This window comes from Desulfogranum marinum, from assembly GCF_963675105.2.
In the GTDB taxonomy this organism is placed as follows: Bacteria; Desulfobacterota; Desulfobulbia; order Desulfobulbales; family Desulfobulbaceae; genus Desulfogranum; species Desulfogranum marinum.
The window spans coordinates 941,370-960,273 of the sequence record NZ_CAXXRO010000004.1; the positions used below are offsets into that span (position 1 = coordinate 941,370).

General features: G+C 44.0%; 20 protein-coding genes and 1 riboswitch. Of the genes, 3 read left to right on the top strand and 17 right to left on the bottom strand.

The annotated features are described in order from the left end of the window. From ACHZCY_RS13055 to ACHZCY_RS13080, 6 genes are all read right to left on the bottom strand, one after another. Entirely contained in the window at positions 1 to 1,515 is a 1,515-nt protein-coding gene (locus ACHZCY_RS13055) for an efflux transporter outer membrane subunit (RefSeq protein ID WP_319549193.1), read from the bottom strand. Positions 1,516 to 1,538: 23 nt separating this feature from the next. Beyond that, entirely contained in the window at positions 1,539 to 2,645 is a 1,107-nt protein-coding gene (locus ACHZCY_RS13060; RefSeq protein ID WP_319549194.1) for an HlyD family secretion protein, read from the bottom strand. Between the two features lie 6 nt (positions 2,646 to 2,651). After that, positions 2,652 to 2,864 carry a DUF1656 domain-containing protein gene (locus tag ACHZCY_RS13065; protein WP_205222203.1) on the bottom strand — a complete coding sequence of 71 codons (213 nt, stop codon included), beginning with the start codon at positions 2,862 to 2,864 and terminating at the stop codon, positions 2,652 to 2,654. Between the two features lie 18 nt (positions 2,865 to 2,882). Further along, positions 2,883 to 5,057, bottom strand: coding sequence for an FUSC family protein (locus tag ACHZCY_RS13070; RefSeq protein WP_319549195.1), 2,175 nt, complete (start codon positions 5,055 to 5,057; stop codon positions 2,883 to 2,885). Between the two features lie 67 nt (positions 5,058 to 5,124). After that, positions 5,125 to 5,931 (bottom strand): cation:proton antiporter domain-containing protein, encoded by an 807-nt coding sequence (locus ACHZCY_RS13075; protein WP_319549196.1) that lies wholly within the window; start codon positions 5,929 to 5,931, stop codon positions 5,125 to 5,127. Further along, a complete protein-coding gene (locus ACHZCY_RS13080) occupies positions 5,898 to 6,338 on the bottom strand; it encodes a cation:proton antiporter domain-containing protein (protein ID WP_319549197.1) in 441 nt (146 codons plus the stop codon). The genes ACHZCY_RS13075 and ACHZCY_RS13080 overlap by 34 nt, the downstream gene beginning before the upstream one ends. Positions 6,339 to 7,416: 1,078 nt before the next feature. Here ACHZCY_RS13080 and ACHZCY_RS13085 point away from each other — a divergent pair. The 3 genes from ACHZCY_RS13085 (at position 7,417) to ACHZCY_RS13095 (ending at position 10,569) form a co-directional block, all read left to right on the top strand. Further along, a complete protein-coding gene (locus tag ACHZCY_RS13085) occupies positions 7,417 to 9,300 on the top strand; it encodes a GNAT family N-acetyltransferase (RefSeq protein WP_319549198.1) in 1,884 nt (627 codons plus the stop codon). Positions 9,301 to 9,463: 163 nt separating this feature from the next. Beyond that, positions 9,464 to 10,405, top strand: a complete 942-nt coding sequence (locus ACHZCY_RS13090; RefSeq protein ID WP_319549199.1) for a diguanylate cyclase — start codon at positions 9,464 to 9,466, stop codon at positions 10,403 to 10,405. Continuing rightward, a complete protein-coding gene (locus ACHZCY_RS13095) occupies positions 10,402 to 10,569 on the top strand; it encodes a diguanylate cyclase domain-containing protein (RefSeq protein WP_394713403.1) in 168 nt (55 codons plus the stop codon). The genes ACHZCY_RS13090 and ACHZCY_RS13095 overlap by 4 nt, the downstream gene beginning before the upstream one ends. A 234-nt stretch (positions 10,570 to 10,803) precedes the next feature. On the opposite strand, the gene ACHZCY_RS13100 is transcribed toward ACHZCY_RS13095, so the two are convergent. The 11 genes from ACHZCY_RS13100 to ACHZCY_RS13150 form a co-directional block, all read right to left on the bottom strand. Next, positions 10,804 to 11,028 (bottom strand): YMGG-like glycine zipper-containing protein, encoded by a 225-nt coding sequence (locus ACHZCY_RS13100; protein WP_205222207.1) that lies wholly within the window; start codon positions 11,026 to 11,028, stop codon positions 10,804 to 10,806. 68 nt (positions 11,029 to 11,096) lie between these two features. Continuing rightward, entirely contained in the window at positions 11,097 to 11,504 is a 408-nt protein-coding gene (locus ACHZCY_RS13105; protein WP_205222208.1) for a Rap1a/Tai family immunity protein, read from the bottom strand. 410 nt (positions 11,505 to 11,914) lie between these two features. Then, positions 11,915 to 11,987, bottom strand: a riboswitch (cyclic di-GMP riboswitch). Between the two features lie 289 nt (positions 11,988 to 12,276). Continuing rightward, positions 12,277 to 13,092 carry a helix-turn-helix transcriptional regulator gene (locus ACHZCY_RS13110; RefSeq protein WP_319549200.1) on the bottom strand — a complete coding sequence of 272 codons (816 nt, stop codon included), beginning with the start codon at positions 13,090 to 13,092 and terminating at the stop codon, positions 12,277 to 12,279. A gap of 68 nt (positions 13,093 to 13,160) precedes the next feature. After that, positions 13,161 to 13,499, bottom strand: coding sequence for a carboxymuconolactone decarboxylase family protein (locus ACHZCY_RS13115; RefSeq protein WP_319549201.1), 339 nt, complete (start codon positions 13,497 to 13,499; stop codon positions 13,161 to 13,163). A gap of 27 nt (positions 13,500 to 13,526) precedes the next feature. Beyond that, positions 13,527 to 14,060: a nitroreductase family protein gene (locus ACHZCY_RS13120; RefSeq protein WP_205222210.1), complete on the bottom strand. Its 534-nt coding sequence runs from the start codon at positions 14,058 to 14,060 to the stop codon at positions 13,527 to 13,529. A gap of 61 nt (positions 14,061 to 14,121) precedes the next feature. Beyond that, the gene (locus ACHZCY_RS13125; RefSeq protein ID WP_319549202.1) at positions 14,122 to 14,460 is read right to left on the bottom strand and encodes a zinc ribbon domain-containing protein YjdM; all 339 of its coding nucleotides are present in this window, start codon (positions 14,458 to 14,460) and stop codon (positions 14,122 to 14,124) included. A 122-nt stretch (positions 14,461 to 14,582) separates the two neighbouring features. Next, on the bottom strand, positions 14,583 to 15,227 hold the full coding sequence (locus tag ACHZCY_RS13130; protein ID WP_319549203.1) for a flavodoxin family protein: 645 nt from the start codon (positions 15,225 to 15,227) through the stop codon (positions 14,583 to 14,585). A 64-nt stretch (positions 15,228 to 15,291) separates the two neighbouring features. Then, the gene (locus ACHZCY_RS13135; protein WP_319549204.1) at positions 15,292 to 15,492 is read right to left on the bottom strand and encodes a YwbE family protein; all 201 of its coding nucleotides are present in this window, start codon (positions 15,490 to 15,492) and stop codon (positions 15,292 to 15,294) included. Further along, positions 15,467 to 16,756 carry a DEAD/DEAH box helicase gene (locus ACHZCY_RS13140; protein ID WP_319549205.1) on the bottom strand — a complete coding sequence of 430 codons (1,290 nt, stop codon included), beginning with the start codon at positions 16,754 to 16,756 and terminating at the stop codon, positions 15,467 to 15,469. The genes ACHZCY_RS13135 and ACHZCY_RS13140 overlap by 26 nt, the downstream gene beginning before the upstream one ends. A 91-nt stretch (positions 16,757 to 16,847) precedes the next feature. After that, entirely contained in the window at positions 16,848 to 18,095 is a 1,248-nt protein-coding gene (locus ACHZCY_RS13145; RefSeq protein ID WP_319549206.1) for a phenylacetate--CoA ligase family protein, read from the bottom strand. Continuing rightward, entirely contained in the window at positions 18,095 to 18,841 is a 747-nt protein-coding gene (locus ACHZCY_RS13150; protein ID WP_319549207.1) for an ABC transporter ATP-binding protein, read from the bottom strand. The genes ACHZCY_RS13145 and ACHZCY_RS13150 overlap by 1 nt, the downstream gene beginning before the upstream one ends. Positions 18,842 to 18,904 lie beyond the last annotated feature (63 nt).

An 18,904-nucleotide genomic window follows, 5' to 3' on the forward strand; every position in this document is an offset into this window, starting at 1 on the left:
TTATTTTAATATTCCTTGCCACGCGCTTGTTCTTTCACGCATTTCTTTTTTTATTGCAGGCGGAAGTAAATCGACGGGATCCCTGTCTTGGCGAATTTGCCATCCCCCGCCCAAGGCTCTATACACCTGGACAAGATTTATCGCAGTATTTCCCTTAGTAGCGGCAACAAGATCCTGTTGCTGCACGTTGGAGCCTAAATTTGTAAGAAGAGTATTAAAAGGGATCTCGCCCTGTAAATATTGAATTTTAGAGGCATTAACAGCACGTTGCGAAGCTTCCGCTGCCAACTGGTATGCAGCTAATTGCTCATGAGTTTTGAGATAGGCAATAATAGAATTTTCAACATCACCCTGTGCCTGAAGAATTATATCCATATAATCAACGAGTAGCTGCTGGAATAATGCATCTTGTAATCGAACATTACTTTTAAGGCGGCCATAGTTAAAAATATTCCACTCAAAAATACCCGCTAAACTCCAGGTTTGGCTGTCACTTTTAAAGAGGTCGTTGGTATTGAATGCGCTTGTTCCTATAGAGCCGCCAATAGCAAAATGTGGGTACAATTCACTTACTGCAAAACCAATACGAGCACTTTGAGCAGCAAGCTGCCTTTCTGAAAAACGTATATCCGGGCGTTGGCGAATAAGGTTTTGCGGTATCCCAAGGGCGATCGTAGGGTTTACATCAGGAATACCATTTTGTTTTTTAAACAGATAGTTAAAACCCTGTGGAGGTGTACCCAGAAGAACGGCTAATGCGTTTTTTGCTTGTTGTAATGATATTTCCAGAGAGTACACAGAAGCCTTTGTATTGTTCAACAGACTTTCTGCCTGATCCACATCAAGTTTACTTACTTCACCAGCATTAAATTTAGCCTTTGCGATATTCAGACTGGCGACCTGGAGCTCTATGTTATATTTTGCTACCTTTAAACGGTCAGCATAGGATCGAAATAAGATATAATTTTCTGCTATTTGTGAAATCAAGGCAACCACAGCACCATCGTAGCTGGCCACACTAGCATCTAATTCAGCTGAGGCAGATTCAATTTGTCTTCTAAATCTTCCCCAAAAATCAATTTCCCAACTGACGTTAAAGCCTAGATCGTAATTGTTAAAGGTAATGCCGCTTTCTTTTTGCCTTGAAGCTGAACCGGTTACTTGCTGCTGCTGCGGGTATTGATTACCAATGGCAATGGCTAGCTGTTGTTGAGCCTGCAGAACTCGCAGGCCTGCTGAGCGAACAGTCAAGTTTTGCTGGAGGGCTTCTTCAATTAATTGATCAAGATCAGGGTCAAGGAAAGCTGCATGCCACCATTTAGGATCTGCAGGTAATTCATTCGTCAATGTTGGAGCGTCTATTTGAAGCCAATCAGACCCTAAAGTGGCTGGAGGTTGTTTATAATCAGGGCCAACGGCAGAACAGCTGCTCAGCATGAAAAGAAAAAGAAAGCCAAGAGCTATTGTGCAAAAATTTTCCTTCCGTGATATTTGGTTCTGTATCTTCGTCGGCATCGAGATTGTCTCGTTTAACAGCTTCATTGTTGGATGCCTGCATGGCTGGAACCCGTCTGGACCAACACAGAGGCTGTTGTGCCTACACGAAGTTTTACTGATTCCGGCATCTTTGTTATATGAATTCGAACCGGAATTCGTTGTGCTAATCTAATCCATTCAAAGGTTGGACTTATGGATGGAAGCAGTTCAAACCCAGTACTTCCATTTTGTTGGGCGATTCCCCACCCAAGACTATCGACATATCCTTCTAGGGGATTATCTGGATAAGTCATTAGGGTGATAACTGCCTTGTTGCCTGGAGATATTTCACCAATCAGGGTTTCTTTAAAAAAACCATATACCCAAAAGCTGTTTGTATCAATTAAAGCCAAGGCTGGTTGATTGGCAACTGCCTGTGTGCCAACCCGTAGGTTAAGATTGGTTATGTATCCATCTGTGGTGGCCTTAACCTGTGTGAACTCAAAATTTAACCTGGCTTGACGTACATTTGCCTTGGCTGAGCGAATACTGGCATTTGCTTCTCCTTGTTCGCCCAAATTAGCATTAGCTTCTGCCAAAGCCGCCTCTGCTTGACGCAGTGACGCTTTTGCCTGAGACAAGCTCGCTAACGCGCCTTTTCGTTTTTCAAGGGAAACAGCATAGCTGGCTTTGGCCCGTTCAAGTGATTTTTCAGATGTGGCCTTATGTGGCAACATTTCTTTTTGGCGCTCATATTCAGATTCATTTTTTTCAATCATGGAATCGAGCTCTTTGATTGAACTCATTCCTTTTAATACTGCAGCTTTTGAAACCTCAACGTTGGCTCTGGCAGCCTCAACTTTTTTTTCCAAGGCGACGTAATTGCTTCTGGTGTTATCGAGCTGCGCTTTTGCCTGTTCTAAAGATGCTTTAAAAGTTCTTGGATCGATTTCAAAAAGGAGATCTCCAGCTTTCACAAATTGATTGTCTTTAATCGGGAGTTTTACAATAGGCCCAGAAACCCTCGGCGCAATCTGTATCACTTCTGCACGAACTTGGCCGTCACGAGTCCACGGGTTAGTTAGGTATCTGTTATATTTAAATAAGATGAAAGCCAGTGCGATAAAGACGATACTTCCTGTGAGTAGGTATTTTTGGTATGATTTCATTCTGTTTTATATTCCTGTTAACAATATATCGATAAAAAATGTGTAGATTATCAATAATGCGACAAAAACAAGCGGCGGGTAAAAGAAATATTTAGAAAGCCGATAGCGATTGAGCAGCTTTGCCGTAAAACCGGCAGCTATCGCTCCAACAAGACTTGCAACTAATAGTGGCGGCATATAAACTCCACCGAAAGCAATTTCATGCGGGATTTGATTCATATGCACTCCTTCTGGTTTTCATGAAAATCTTTCTTCTCGCCAATGATCCCAATCAATAGCTGTGGCCAATTCAGCATAAGAGACAGTTGTGGTAGTTACACCTCGTAGTCCTCCAAGTAATCTATAAAAATTTGCAACTTCTTCTTTGCTCATATCTTTTACACCTTGCTCCTGAAGAATCTTTTCAATTTTATCTTCAAGGTACATTTGCCAACGATGGAGCCGATTTTTCAGTGTTTCAGCAGGTTCGAGTGTTTTATTGCTGGAGCAGCTTTTTAAGATTGGGGTGATACCGTCATACCATTTTTGCACATCTGCGTCTAAGCCGATGACCAACTGTTGCGCCTGATGAGCTTTTCCAGCTTCATAGAGTTCTTCAATGCGAAAAACAAGAGCCTGTAAATGTAGGACAAGATCGCTAAGTTGTTCAGGTGTGATACCTGGAAAAAGCTTATAATTTATAGCATTACCCCATCCATTGATTTTCGTGGGCAGGGTTCGTATTTCGTGCAGGTAAAATGAATTTTTCCATTGCCGGAAAGACGATGGCTTGGAGCCTGGTTTTTTTACGACCGCAGCAACCAAATATTCGGCACCGCGAAAGAATCTACTGATCATGTGTAACACAGCCTTTTCAGGACGAGGCGACCTTATTATGTAGGATATCGTAAAAATGAAAAGAAAAACAATTAGTAAAAAAATATACATGTTTGCCATGCTGGCGAAGCTAAAAACTTGCGGATTTGTGATAGAAATCAAATTAACTATGCAAACAATGCCGATAAGCCGATAAAAGCCCGAGAAAAAATAGCAGGCAATGAACATGCACGAAAAAAGCAGTAGTCCTAGTTCCCAAAAGGTCGACAGCTGGGGCAAAATTAAGACATAAACAGATAGGGCCAGGGAGGCGGCTATGGCGAATGGTTTAATTATCGTAGTTAACCTAATTTGGGGCATAGAAGCAAGCATCATCCCCAACGCACCACAGAGGTTAAGCCATAGGTTGTGTCCTGGAGGATCAAAAAATATCCATAGGCAAAACCCCAAAGCTGTGCAGACCGCAGCAAATACAGCACTCAGCATGTAGTCAACATCTGGTACGGGCCAACTCCAATCTCTCTTTTTCTTCTTTCTTTTTATCAGTGAAAGAAGTGAGGGAAAACTCGTTGATGTACTGTAGATTTCCTGGGCACAAGTAAGTATCTCTTTCGTCAGAGGATCCAGTTTCTTTAATTCGTTTCCGCACACAGCGTATAGGGCTTTGTCCAGATGCGAGAACTCGTTCACCATTGATGAATCAACGTTTAATGAGATTGGCTGAGGTACATACCTATTAGGCTGTCCTTCAAATATTTTTTTAACCTCGGCCAGGCGTTCATCGATTTCTGCTAAGTAAATATGCAACTCATCAAAACCATATGTCATCAGAGGGCGTGCATGACCAGCAAGAGATGTTTGCAATCGATTAAAAGTTGACATCAAGCTCGTTGAAAGACTGTGGAAATGACGCAAAAGGTGATACACCTCCTGCACTGAATAGCTCTCCGAGCCCTCTGCTTCAAGCGACTGGGCAAACTGGCCTAGTAATTGTACTTCTTGAGTTTGTAGCAGCTTTAGTCTTTCACCTGACTCAAGACCCAGTATAACCTTGCTTAAGCTGTTAAATAACTGAATTTGGATAGCTATTAATTCTTTACCACTTTTTTTAATTGCTCCAGCGTTGGTTTGTGGCCATAAAAATACAGAAACAAAAGTATAAACAATAATTCCCAGGCCTGTTTCCAAAACGCGAAACATTGCATGTTGAAAAATATTATTTGAAGATGTGGGATCAACAATAGCAATAATCAGACAAACAAACCCGGCAACATTCCAAAAATATGAATGCTGTTTATCCGAGAGCATCATGTATGTTGTAAAAAAAATCCAAATACAATTAAGAAGTAAAAAAAGCCAAGGTTTTTGCGCAGCAATTGACAGAATGAGCAATGCCGCCAAACACCCGGGAATGGTTCCAAATAAACGCATCAGCCCTTTGCGAATGGACTGACCGGCTGTTGGCAGGGAAATTATTCCTACTGCAAGAGCAGCCCAATTTGGATTCAACCAGTTAACTTTTAAAGCAATACCGTACACTATTACGACTGCAAGGCTTGTTTTAATCGCTTCTTTACATTGAACAGACAGTCTCATGTAAACGCCTTTTTAAAAAGTTTAAAGTCAGTGCACATTTTCGAGGAGTTAAAGATCATCTTTTTTTTTAATGCTTTTTGCAAGTGTTTTTAATACTTTTTGCAAGAACAGCGACAAGAGGGGTTGCAGAAATTCCATGGAGTGTTGCCGATAAAAAAATGGTGCAAATCGATACCATGGCGATCACACTCTCCCCCTCTAAATTATTACCGATAACTATTATTCCAAAAACAATACTAGCTAACCCCCTTGGTCCAAACCAACCTATAAAGAGTTTTTCTTTTCTGTCCATCTCGATTCCTTTCAGAGAAATCATAACTGGAATCATTCTGACAAGGGTGAGGCTTAGCAGTGAATAAACAATAATTTGCCAGCTGAAAGCACCAAGTGAAGGACCAATAACACCAGCGCCGAAAATGACCCATGTAATCAGGGCCAAAATTTCGCCAACCCCTTCAGCGGCAAGCACATATGCTGCTTTAGACTTGTGAGCAATTTTACCAAATAAGAGACCACCGATAAACGCAGCAATAAAGCCGCTGCCACCAAGCGATTGAGCAAGAGAAAAACATCCAATTGCTATTGCTACAACAGGCAGTTGCCTCCATGTTTCACCAACCCATCCTAATGAATCACATCGATTAAAGATCCAAACACAAAGAAATGTGAAAGCCACACCAACCGCAAGGCCAATACCTAATTCTTCAACGACAAGTTTTAGCGCGATCATGCCGCTATGATGAGGATCACCATTATGGCTAGTTGCCAAAGCTAGAAAAATAAAGAGAATAGGAACGCAGATACCATCGTTAAGACCGCTTTCGACATTTAATCCCTCTCTTATAGCAGGTGGTACAGCATTATCTGTAACCACAGCTTTACCCAAAGCCGCACAGTGGGGGCCAGCATAGTTGCAAGAATTGCTATTTCCAAAAAAGTTAGATTGGGCAACAATATCAATCCAGCAGCAAAACCAAACAAGATGGTAAGAGGCAAACCAATAAGAAGTAATCGGCCTGGAATATAAAAAACTTTTTTTAGTACAGAAAGATTAGCGTTTGAGGCATCTGTAAACAATACTAACGCAAGCGTTACTTCTGCTAATGTACGCAGCTCTTCTGCATCAATGTTTACATTGATAAAACCTAGACCCAAGGGGCTGGCAATCAATCCAAAAAGGATAAAGAAAAATGCTCCATTTATAGGTGTTTTTTGCAGTCTCCCTGATATCACGATGTAGAGAAAAATAAAAATGACTACAGCGGTCAGGTTTTCATACATGGTGTACTCCTTTGGTATAAGTTACTTCCAGAGTTATAGAATTACGATTTTTGAACTATCTCAAAATCAGAAGGATTGAGTTTGTAATCGTAATGTTGGCGTGTACTGGTCTTTTGCGGCCATTGTCTTCCGGTATACCAAGCCATTCCGCTCTATTTCCAACGTTAATTGCAAGATGTAGTACTGCTTGTTTCGTTCTCACTGTATAAAGGATACGGGGACACCGCTTTCAGCCTGCTTCAAAATTAACGACATTTGGTTGTCGTTGAATCTCAACTTTTTTATAGGAATTTTCCTGTGATACTTTAACGGAAAATGTCACTTATGAATGGGTATTTTTTTCGAGCGGTTTTTTCCCTGGGCATTGATTTTAAAAAGCAGAAAGCTTTATCAGCCTTTAAAAAAATGATGGGTTAAATCGCCTCTGAAATTTTCTCCAATCCTTGACATTATTCTTGGATACATTTACCAAGTTTTTCTGTTAAATAGCAATCTTAATATATTTTTACTCTCGGGTTTCCAAGTACCGTATTTTTACAAATTTCAAAAGAGTCAGCTTCATTCTTCGATTTTACACTGCTACTGTTATACTGTTACATCAGCAATCAGAACTTCAATCAATATGACTCCTGTACATCATGATTTGAGACTCGGAATTTAACTTCAGGGATGTTTCCAGAAAATCAATACTCCTGATACCCACTGGGCTATCGATTGCACTATTCCCACCCCTTTTTATGATTGGCCAAGAGTGGCTCCATCAAGTCGATATGTCAGCATTTTACCTGCATACCGAAAAATATTTGAATCAAAAGGGCACGGTAATGATTAGTAGCTTGATTTTTTTGTGCAAGTAGTTGTAGTGCCGCAATTTGGTAGGTCGGTTAGTGGCGCCTTCGGTGACAATGCATGGTCTTGCTCTGCTTTCCTGAAGTCTTTAAAAGGACCTGAGAACTATGGTATAAGGGGGAGAGAGGTTTTGCCAATTCGTCATTGATAAAAATTTCCTTTTTTACAACCTGCAACCGGCCTTGTTTATTATTTTAAACTTGAGGCAATGGGGAGATAAAAAAATATAATGCATACTCAATATTGGGCAGACAGTTATGTGGAAAAATCCGTCACTCCTCAAAAAGCAATATCACATATACGATCTGGTCAAATGGTTTTTATAGGCTCGGGATGTGGTGAACCTCAAAAACTGGTTCAGACCCTTGCCGAAAGTACGTCTCGGCTCAATGGACTTGAGATTGTCCGCCTGTTCGGACGAGAAACAGCCTCATTAACAGCCATTGCGGACAAAACATCGGATACGAGTATAAATATTCGTTCAATCTATCTCGGCTCAGCGGAAACACCTCGCATTGCGAAGCATAAACGTTTTATCACACCAATGAATATGTCCGATGTTCCCGCCCTTTTTACAACCCGCAAGATGCCTTTAAATGTTGCGCTGGTTCAGGTGTCTCCTCCGGATGATTTTGGTTGGATGAGCCTAGGGATTTCCGTTGATGTGACTCTTGCAGCCGCCCAATCTGCTGATTTCGTGATTGCCCAGGTGAATCCCCGGATGCCACGCATTATGGGACAAAGTTTTATTCACGTAAACGACGTTGATGCAATTGTCCATCATGAAGAAGAACTTCTTGCTGTACCTCCGGCAAAATTTTCACCGGAGGCTGCCATTACCATGGGTAAACTTATCGCCCGTCAGATAGAGGATGGCTCAACGCTGCAAATAAATATTGATGCCGCTTCCCATGCAACGGTACAGGCGCTGGTCGACAAAAATGATCTCGGGATTCACTCCCAGTTTTTAACAGATGACGTCATGCACCTCTATGCCAGAGGAAATGTCAATAATCGGAAAAAAGGTTTTAACGAAGGCAAAATGGTGGCTTCCATGGCCATTGGCAGTCATAACCTCTATGAATTCCTCAATGACAATCCTGCCGTCGATTTTCATCCTTCCGATTATGTGAATAATCCCTTCAATATTGCCCGAAACAATCGAATGGTATCCTTGAATGTTGCTCAAACCATTGACCTGACCGGACAGGTTTCGGCCGAGGCATCATCAACGACACGGTACGCCGGTGTTTCAGGCACTCCTGATTTTGTGAGAGGGGCTCGCCAATCACCTGGCGGCAAATCGATTATCATGATTTTTTCAACCACCCCTGGAGAAGAGGGCCATGTCTCCAATATCGTACCTCATATCGGCAAAAAAGCTGTTGTAGTCCCACGGGGAGATGTGCACTATGTGGTTTCCGAGTACGGAGCAGTGAACCTCTTTGGGAAAAGCCTACAGGAACGTGTGGTAGCTATGATCAGTCTGGCGCACCCAGACTTTCGAGAAGAGCTTTTCGAGCATGCCAAGGAACAGGGGCTGATAGGAGCACAACGCAGTCTCGGCGAGGCGGAAAAGGCTGTTTACCCAGTTCGCCTGGAAGAAACAATGACAATAGATGGTAATGAAGTCATTATCCGTCCCTCTAAACCCGTGGATGGACGACGCATTCAGGAACATTTTTACAACCTGGCAAAAGCGGACATATTTACACGTTTTTTCCACGAAAAAACAGTTTTTGGTATCTCGGAAGTGGAAAGTCGCTCCCATGTCGATTATATGCAAGATCTTGCTCTGGTGGCCGTTGTCGGTGAATTTGGCTTTGGTCGTGTTGTCGCTATCGGGGAAAGCATGAGACTGAAAAACTCCAATATGGCAGAAGTGGCTTTTTCGGTGAGTAAAGACTATCAAGGTAAGGGACTGGGGAAGATTTTCCTCAAGAAGTTGGCTCTTTCGGCCAGGGAGAACGGTATTGCAGGCCTGATGGCCACCACCTTTCCCAGCAATACGGCCATGATTAAACTTTTTAAAACTCTTCCTTATAAGGTGCACACAAAGTATGAAGATGGAGATGTTGTCCTGAGTTGTCGTTTTGATGAACTTGCTGAATAGGGGAGAGGAAAGGTGCTGACAAACCAGCAGGATTACCGGCCGATGGATTGTTCCTCTGTCTCCCTAGTGATCGGGAACCAGTAACCGGGGCAGGACAAAACCAACCCAGCAAAAAAAGTGTCCGAACTCTTTTATAAAGTCAAAACAATCCCTCCTGTCAACTGTGTTCATAAAACAAGAACTTCTCATTGAAAACCAATTTTCGGCAATCAGGATCAATGTCGGAATCGTACAAGCTCCAGATATATTTTTCTCTTTTGGAAATGCGCGTAACTCATTTCAGTTGATGAGGTTGTACCAAGCAAAATACCTCAACGGAGCCAATGAGAAGTATTTTGTAATGTTTAAAAACAACTATAAATACGCTAAAGAAGCTTTTCATAACCTGAACACAGCTTTGGTGAAAGTTTCTGATAGTGCTCGTATTAGTGCTAATGCTTTCAAAGCAAACCAAGAGTTACAGGTTTATTATGAGACCTTTTTGAAAATTCGTTCTGCCAGCATTGATTTAAAAAAAGCATCCCGTAAATTAGATCAACATGAACTTCAAATCACCCGGACGGTCTCTGATATTGCATCGGAAATCGAAAGTGAGTACCAGAGTCAAAATAAGGTAATGCAATCATTAGTTCTCAGGACACAATTTGAGATAGTTGTTGCTGTTATTATCTCTATTTCACTTAGTTTAGGCCTGATCTTAGTTGTGTCACGAAAAATAACGACACCCATATTTCTTGAAATGCAAAAAAGGGCAGATGAACTTGAGCGGTTAGCAAAACTTGATGGACTCACTGGAATTGCTAATAGGCGACTTGTGGATGAACGATTGACACTGGAATGGCAGAGGTTGAAAAGAGCTAAAGAAACTTTGTCCATTATCATGGTGGATGTTGACATGTTCAAAGCATATAATGACTATTATGGTCATCAGAAAGGAGATAATTGTTTATTTAGAGTAGCCCATGTCATCGATAGTTGTCTAAAACGCCCTGGTGATTTGGCTGGGAGGTATGGGGGAGAGGAATTCATAGTTATTTTACCAAATACTAATACTCCTGGTGCAATAGAGGTAGCCGAGCATATAAAGAAACATCTTTTGAAGTGAATATCGAACATGCTCAATCAGATGTTGCACCCCACCTTACTCTTTCTTTTGGCATTGCTGCCTGTGTTCCCTGTGAAGAAAGTTCTCCTGATAGACTTATTCTATTAGCTGATGAGGCTCTTTATAAAGCGAAAAGACAAGGGCGAAATCGAATATCTGTCTAATCGGATCCAATCTGGAAATCTCTCAGCTGAAGCAAAACAATTGAGCCTTTAAACTGGAGCTGACCACCATCCCACAACTTAAAATTGAAGTGTGGGATGGTGGTTGGTTTGCTAGCCCGAAGGGGGAACTTTTTGATTGAAAACGAAAAACAGACTGTTCATTGTGCAATTACTCTTTGAGCAATAAAATCAATTAATTGAGTTTAAAATCAAAGAGTTCATGAGAAAATCGGGCTAGTCAATATTTCCCTTTTTATGTTGGTCGTGCAGATAACCTCCTACCGCTCCAACACCTGCTCCAATGGCAGCTCCTGTACCGAAATTTCCGGACATTGAACCTATTACCCCACCTGCGGCTGCTCCCATACCCGCCCCGCTGAGAGAGCGGCTGCCGGTTGTTTCGCCACAACCAGTTAAAAACAGAAGAATTAAAGCTGAACCAATAGCTACTTTTTTCATGACAATACTCCCTGGTTGCAAGAAAATATAAGAAAGTTGCTGTTGTAAAAATCAAGCAAACCTTCCTGTTAATCTGTACAGGGATACTTGGCGGCCAGAGCTTTTACCAGTCCGAGCACAGCCTGTTCCCGCATAATTGCAGTGTCGCTTTCTCTGTCCTTAGCCCACGCGACAAATGCTTCCCTCCCTTCCTTTAACGTAGTGTCTGGGGGGTAACAAATTAAACGCTTCATATCTTTACGGTTACTGATACCATCATGATAATCAACAGCACCGGCAATGTATCCTTTGCAAGAATATATGGCTGCAACAAAATCAGGATCGTCAAGCGGTGCTGAACAGAGTGAATATAGATCCTCTGTTGTGAGAAAATTGAAGTCATCCTTATCAACTTCTACAGCGCTAATTGTCAAGGGCAGACTTATCAGCAGCGTAATCGCCAAGGAGATAAGTCCTTTTTGGATTTGCGTACCCATTAAAACTCTCCTTTCTGTTATGTTGTTAAATCTGTTTTCATCTCTTGAAACTAATATTCATGGGGGGCGTGTTCAGGTGAGACAATTGGTCTTCGGAACATACCCCTTTCTAAATTTTGTAAACAGATCTTCTCTGTTTACTTACCCGATCGAGGGTCCCTGCAAGAAGATAGGGCAGTGAGCCACAAACAGCTCTGCTGCTATGTTGTAAACTTTCCGACATGATCCATTTCATCCTCCTTTTTTCTGATTTTAATGCTATTGCATGAAATGTTATTTGCAAGTTTGACATTATGTGCTTGGGTTATCATCATCTCCCCCTAACAAAAGGAAAGTGTGTGTACATAAGCATCTACGCCGATTTTTTTATAATACCATAAATAAAAAAAGCGGGACTGCCTCAATAAAGTAAAGGCAGCCCGGCTATCTCTTGGACCCGTGGCTTTCCGTCCCTGCCTTTCGGAAGGTTTGGCTTTGTCTATTAAATCGAAACCCGTCTAGTTCAATATTAAGGCAAAGCCAGACCAAAAAGCAAGTTAACAAAGATGTTAAGTTCATTTTTTCTACAACAGAATAAAAGGAAGATGGATGTGATTTGAAAGAGTTAACCATATTACACGGAACGTAACTCATTCTCCTCAGCCAAAATCAATTTTTCTCCTGTAAATATTGACTTCGAGAATAGAAGACAGGTTCTAGTTGCATCGATTTGTTAACTGAGTAACGAATATTTGTGGCTAATAATCGGCAATCGAAAAGGTTGCACCGACAGCTAGAGTGGTAGCAGGCAGCGCTGATATTCTCCAGGGGTGAGTGTGGTCATTGCTTTAAAATGGCGGTGGAAGTGGCTCTGGTCGTAAAATCCGCAGGCAAGGGCGGTGTCGGCAATCTCTTCGCCCTGTTGCAGCAGTCTGCGTGCTTTTTCGATTCGGCAGTTCATGCGATAGGCGTGGGGAGTGATGCCGGTGTTTTTACGGAATTGACGGAGGAGTGTGTAAGGGTTGACATGTAACCGTTCGGCTGCAGCAGCCATGATGAATTCCCGCTCCAGATCACTTTCCAGGAGTTGTTTCAAATCATCCACCTTGCTTTGCTGCTTTTGTTCTACCAATCGCTGCGGGTTGCACCCATGTAGAAAAAGCACTTCTGCCAGCTGCACCAGGGCCTGCTCTTTTTCCAGCAGCTCATACCGATCATCCATGAGCTGCTCCATGGTTTGGATATAGAGATCGTAGAGCCTCCACTTTTCCAATATAGGATTTAGCAGAGGGACAAAGGTCTCAACCTGCCACAGCATCTGCTGTACGTGTAGGCACCATGTTGTGTCAAGATAGAGCATGTAGTAGCTGCGGGCAGATATCGGCTGAGGATTGCAGCTATGGAGTATTTCAGGGTTAATCACGGCAAGTGTGCCCTGGGTTAAGGGGACCTGCTCGCTACCGATTCTGAAATAGAGGGAACCTTTGCTGACCGCGCCAACCGAGAAACGACGATGCATGTGCGGCTTGAAGAGGCGGGAGCTGTGTTGGGCATGACGCCCTTCGACAAAGGGAAGGTTTTGGTTTTTAAAAAAACGTTCGTTGTTCATTTTCTGGAACCGCAGCAGAACGTATCAACTTTTATCAAGGACTAGTGATTATACTATTTACACTCGTCTCAAAGCCCTAATTCGTCAAGCAACTGGATCACTTTCAGTCCTTCACCAACGCCTGTGGTTCCACTCATTGCCATGTTGACACTGATGGTCTCCATGATTTCCGCCCTGGTTGCCCCGGCATCAATCGCATGCATGGTCTGGGCAATGATGCAGTTTTCACAGCCGGCCCGTAACCCTATGGCCAGTGCCATAAGTCTTTTCGTTTTTCTACTCAGCGCACCGTCTTGGTAGGTTGTGTCCCACTTGGCTGCATCGAGCTCCATTATTTGAGGGAGTTCCTTGCGCAGTTTTTCTATAAGGGCGAGCCGGGTGTTGTTTTTTGCAGTAAGTGTTTCCATCGGGATTCTTGGTTAATAGTGGTCAGATTAACGCCTGTTGTCAAATTGGTCGTAGCTCACCTGGTTGTAGAGAAGGGAGTCGGCAGGGTGACCGGCTTTCTCCTCCATCGGGTGGCCAATGCCGATAACGGCCACCGGCAGGATGTTTTGCGGCAAGTTGAGGATGTTGCCCAGATACTCCTGGGATGATTGCTGCTCGTTATGTTCACGGAGTCGAATTTGCACCCAGCAGGAGCCAAGGCCCATGTCTGCAGCTGCTAGGTGAACGATAAGCGAAGCAATGGAAGCGTCTTCCACCCACACATCCGTTTTAGAGCTATCAGCACAGACAACAATGGCTAAAGGGGCATTTTTTAAAAAGGTGGCACCATGAGGCTTTGCCACGGCCAGCTTCTGGATCAATTCCTTATCCTGGACCACGACAAATTCCCAGGGATTAATTCCTTTGGAAGAAGGGGAACGAAGCGCAGCTTCAAGCAGCAGGTCAATGTCCTCCTGACTGACAGGTTTGTCCTGGAAACGACGAATGCTTCTTCTTTTTTTCAGTAAATCGATAAACATGAAATACCTCACAAAAAAATGAAAAGGGAAGGGGAGTGGTAATGTGAGTGGAGGAGTCTGATTATATTTTTTTTACAAAGGCAGACTTCAATTTCATTGCGCCAATACCGCTAATCTTACAGTCAATATCGTGATCGCCATCCACAAGGCGGATGTTTTTTACCTTGGTGCCGACTTTAACTACGGTAGATGACCCTTTGACCTTAAGATCTTTGATCACCGTTACCGTGTCACCATCCTGCAGGATGTTACCGTTGGCATCTTTGATAACCGAAGACTTTTCGTCTTCAATGGTGGTGTCCAGGGACCATTCGTGTCCGCATTCAGGGCAGACATAAAGACTGCCGTCGTTGTAGGTGTATTCCGAGTTACATTGCGGACAGTTGGGGAGTTCACTCATGATGTTCCTTATGGATAAGAGGTATGTTGTTATAGGAAAAATTGTGCAGTAGAAAGATTTTGATGGATAGGATGATACTCAAAATTTTTGCGTACAGCCAAGTGTGTTCTCTATTCAAACACTTATTGTATCATAGATCTGCCTAGTTTTGCGCCCAGTTTTTCAGCCTGGAGCATCACCTCTTCATATTCTTTGACCTTCTTTTTATCAAAGACGCTTAGCACAGGTAACTCATCAATGATATCATAGCCCAATGCTTCAAGAGGGAGGCGCATGGCCTCCAGGGTAAATCCCATGTCTTTTTTGTTTTCCTGTTCACAAATGGCTGCAATTATTGCCTTGCGGCCCTGGCCTGCCAAACGACTCGACCAGTTTCTGGGGCGGTCATTGGTGAAATTGTAAAAACAGTAAAGTCTATCAATAAATGCTTTCATCCAGGATGTAATATTGTAGTTGTGAGTAGGACAGACAAGGACCAGACCCTGGGATTTCAGAATGTCTGGATAGAGAAAGGACATGCCGTCTTGCAGGCCTGTGCAGATTTTATCTTTTCTGCATCGCTCACAGCCAATACAGCCTTGATACTGCATATCCCGTAGATGAATATTTTCTGTGGAGAGCTGTTGCTTGGCTGCACCGGCAAGTATTTGCTGGAGGATAGCATCGGAGTTGCCACCCTTTCTGGGACTGCCACCAATACCCAATACCTGCGGTTGGGGAGGAGCGATCGTCGCACTTTGTTGAATCAGGCTGTCAAAAATAGTCATGGTCGATTTGTATCCTGCTTTTTGAAGGGTTTCAAATTGTATGAGAGAGTAAAAAAAGTGCTCTCTATTGAGCTTGGATTACCTTCACTCTACCGACAAGTCCGCTTTGCAAACGAACTTTGATACCATGTGGATGGGTGGCGGATTTTGTTAGAATATCTTTCACTATGCCATTGGTAAGCTTTCCCGATCGCTGGTCTTGCTTTAAGACAATGGAAACTTTTGCACCGGCTGTAATTTCAGCTCTTTTGGTTCCGTCGGTCATTTCTTTTATACCTTTTCTTGTTTTTGGGAGAGGTCTTTGCCTTTGCTCTTACAGTGCTACCAGCTGGTTTCTGCGTAGGCGTTTTCGTTTTTTTGGGCCGCGCTTTTGCCAGACGGGTTAAGGGCACGCTATGTTTCGGGATAAAGCCTTTCTCCACTTCACGTATCAGCGTTTGCCCAAGAAGAGCCTCAATGGCGGAGAGCACTTTCACCTCATCAGCACTTACCAGTGATATTGCAACGCCCTTTGCACCTGCTCGACCCGTACGGCCAATACTGTGAATATAGTCTTCTGCGACTTGAGGTAAATCGAAATTAATCACAGCGGCAAGTTCATTGATATCGAGCCCGCGTGATGCAATACCGGTGGCTACCAGAATACGAATCTTCTTTGCTTTGAAATCTGCAAGGACCCTGTTGCGGTTTTCTTGGCTCTTGTCTCCGTGGATTGCCTCACTGGAAATCCCATCACCTGCAAGTTGCTGAACCAGGCGATTGGCTCCTTTCCTGGTGCGAGTAAAGACCAACACCTGCTCCCAGCTGTTTTTTTGCAGCAGGTAGCGCAGCAAAGCCGGTTTCCTGCTTTTATCCACCTCAATTGCCCATTGCTTGACACCTTTTGCTGCGGAGCTTCTAGGATTGACCTCGATCACCACAGGATTTCGGAACAAATATTTCGTGAGAGACCGGATCTCAGGGGAAAAGGTTGCTGAAAAAAGCAGATTTTGTCGTTTACTTGGCAGCAGATTCATGACGTTTTTAATGTCTTCGATAAAGCCCATGCCAAGCATTCGGTCAGCTTCATCCAGGATTAGTGTTTCTACCTGCCCAAATTTAACAGCACCCTGTCGGAAGAGATCCAGCAGCCGGCCTGGTGTTGCCACCAATATATCGAGCCCACCGCGCAGTTGCATCATTTGGGGATTAATCTTCACTCCACCATAAGCTACGCCAAACGTAAGAGGCAGGTGCTTGCCATAGGTTGCCAGGCTCTCCCCAACCTGGTCTGCAAGTTCACGGGTTGGTGCAAGCACAAGCGCTCGAATATGGTTGGATTTCACTCTCGGTCCTTGGGCTAGTCGCTGCAGCAGTGGCAGGGTAAAACCAGCTGTTTTACCTGTCCCTGTCTGAGCCGCAGCTATTACATCCTTACCGGAAAGAATAACAGGAATAGCCTTTGTTTGGATTGGAAAAGGTGTCGTGTACCCCTTTTCATCGATAGCGCGGAGAAGGGCTTTTGAGAGTCCGAGCGAAGAAAATGACATAGAGTGATGTGTCTGCAAAAGGTTGGTTATCAGGAAAAAGGGGAAATCAGCGTCCTGTCAACACTATCCGGCTCGATTTTTCCAGTTTTTTCTATGGTCGCTTTTGCATAAGTCGAATTTTTATGGGAACCCCTACACGCTCACTTAATATCTCTTCCGTGCGGTACATCAGCCTTTCCAGGTCTTTTATTTCATCTGAGAAAAGTTGGTTGTCTACCACAAGAGATATCTTAAGGATCTCTATACCACCTTGGCATATTTTTTCCATTTCGCAATCTGGAGAAGGTATATTCAGAGCCTTTTTGAGATCGATTTTTACCTGATCCAAGGAGACCTTGATGCCGGAGATGATAATATAATTGTCAGCCCGTTTTCTATGCCAGACCATTTTTGTAAAATGTGAACAACAGGAACAGGTTTCGGTTAAAAAGTGAGCCATATCACCGGTGCGAAACCGAATAAGGGGAAAGGCCCGTGCCGAGAGAGTGGTTAGCACCAATTCCCCTTTTTCTCCAGGGAGTACAGGGCGGCCTGTATTCGGATCAATGATTTCAGGAAGGATATGGTCATCATTGATGCGGAGTCCGCAGTGATTTTCGGATTCATGGGCAATGGCGGGTCCGGGAATCTCGCTGAGGCCGTAATTGAGCCAGACATCAACATGAAGCCGGTCTTCAATATCTTTCGCAACGTCTCTTGCCACAGGCTCACCCACCAGGATGATCCGTTTCAGATTCAGCTCGTTGGGATTGTGCTCCTGTTCAAACATATGCTCCATGAGTTGTTGGGCAAAGGCCAAGGTGGTCACCAGGGTGCTGGTTTTGTAGTCCCTCAGCACCATGAGCGTTTTTGACAGGGAGAGAGGGGAGTTGGGGATAACGCTCGCACCGACAGTTTCCCCGCCGTCTTTATAGTCTCGGCCCCAGTTTGCCAACCCCGGCGGCAGGTGGATCTGGATAATATCCATTTCAGTCACTCCGGCAGCTTCAAGGCTCCTGGCGACAAGCTTTTTCCAGATTAATAAGTCTGCCTTGGTGTAGCCGCTGATGGAGGGGCTGTCGCCTGTTCCCGGTGCGGTGTGGATACGAACGATATCCCTTAAAGGAACGGCAAACAGGCCATAAGGATAGTGGGTGGCCAGGTGGCCCCGATCCATAAAGGGCAGTTTTTCAATATCCTTGAGGGAAATTATATCCTGGGGGGAAAGTTCCCTTTCCAGGAAACGATTACGGTGGAAGGGTACATTTTTATATGCTCGATTTAATGTGCTTTGCAGTCTTTCCAGTTTGAGCTGTTCTCTTTCTTCAATGCTGCATTCAGACATTTGCATTTCCACCATTACTGGTTCCTCCCATCGTAAAAATCACCGTAATCTTGCCCCAGGTAGGCCCGTTTGACATCGTCGTCCACCAGGAGTTCGTCCGAACTTCCCTGGAGAACCATTTTACCGGTTTCCAACACATACCCCCGGTCGGCAATTTTTAACGCGGCCCGGGCATTCTGTTCTACCAGCAGGATGGTTACCCCCTGTTCTCTCAAGGTTACTATGGTATTAAAAATCTGATCCACTATCTTGGGTGCCAGCCCCATGGAAGGCTCGTCAAGAATCAACAGTTTCGGCCTGGCCATGAGGGCCCGGCCAATGGCCAGCATTTGCTGTTCTCCACCAGACAACGTTCCTGCGAGTTGCTCCACCCTTTCATGCAGGATGGGAAACATGTCCAGGATCATCTCCAGATCTTTTTCTACCTCGGTTTTCATCCCCCTCCGGTAAATCGTGTAAGCACCCATCTTCAAATTATCCATAACACTGAGAGGGGCAAAAATTTGCCTGCCCTCGGGTACCATGCTGATACCGGAGCGGACAATAGCCGGGGGGGACATGCCTTTTAAGGGGGTTTCCTGGAAAAGGATCTCCCCTGACCAGTTCTTCAGCAGGCCTGAAATGGCTAGCAGCAAAGAGCTTTTCCCGGCGCCGTTGGCACCGATAATGGAAATCAGCTCTCCCTCCTTTACGGAAAGGCTGACCCCGTGAACCGCAGTAATACTGCCATAACTGCATTTTAAGTTTTGTATTCTCAGCATTCTTTAACCCGGATTTCTCATCAGTTCAGGCGGCGTCAGGTTCAACGTTTTTGGCTGTAAACT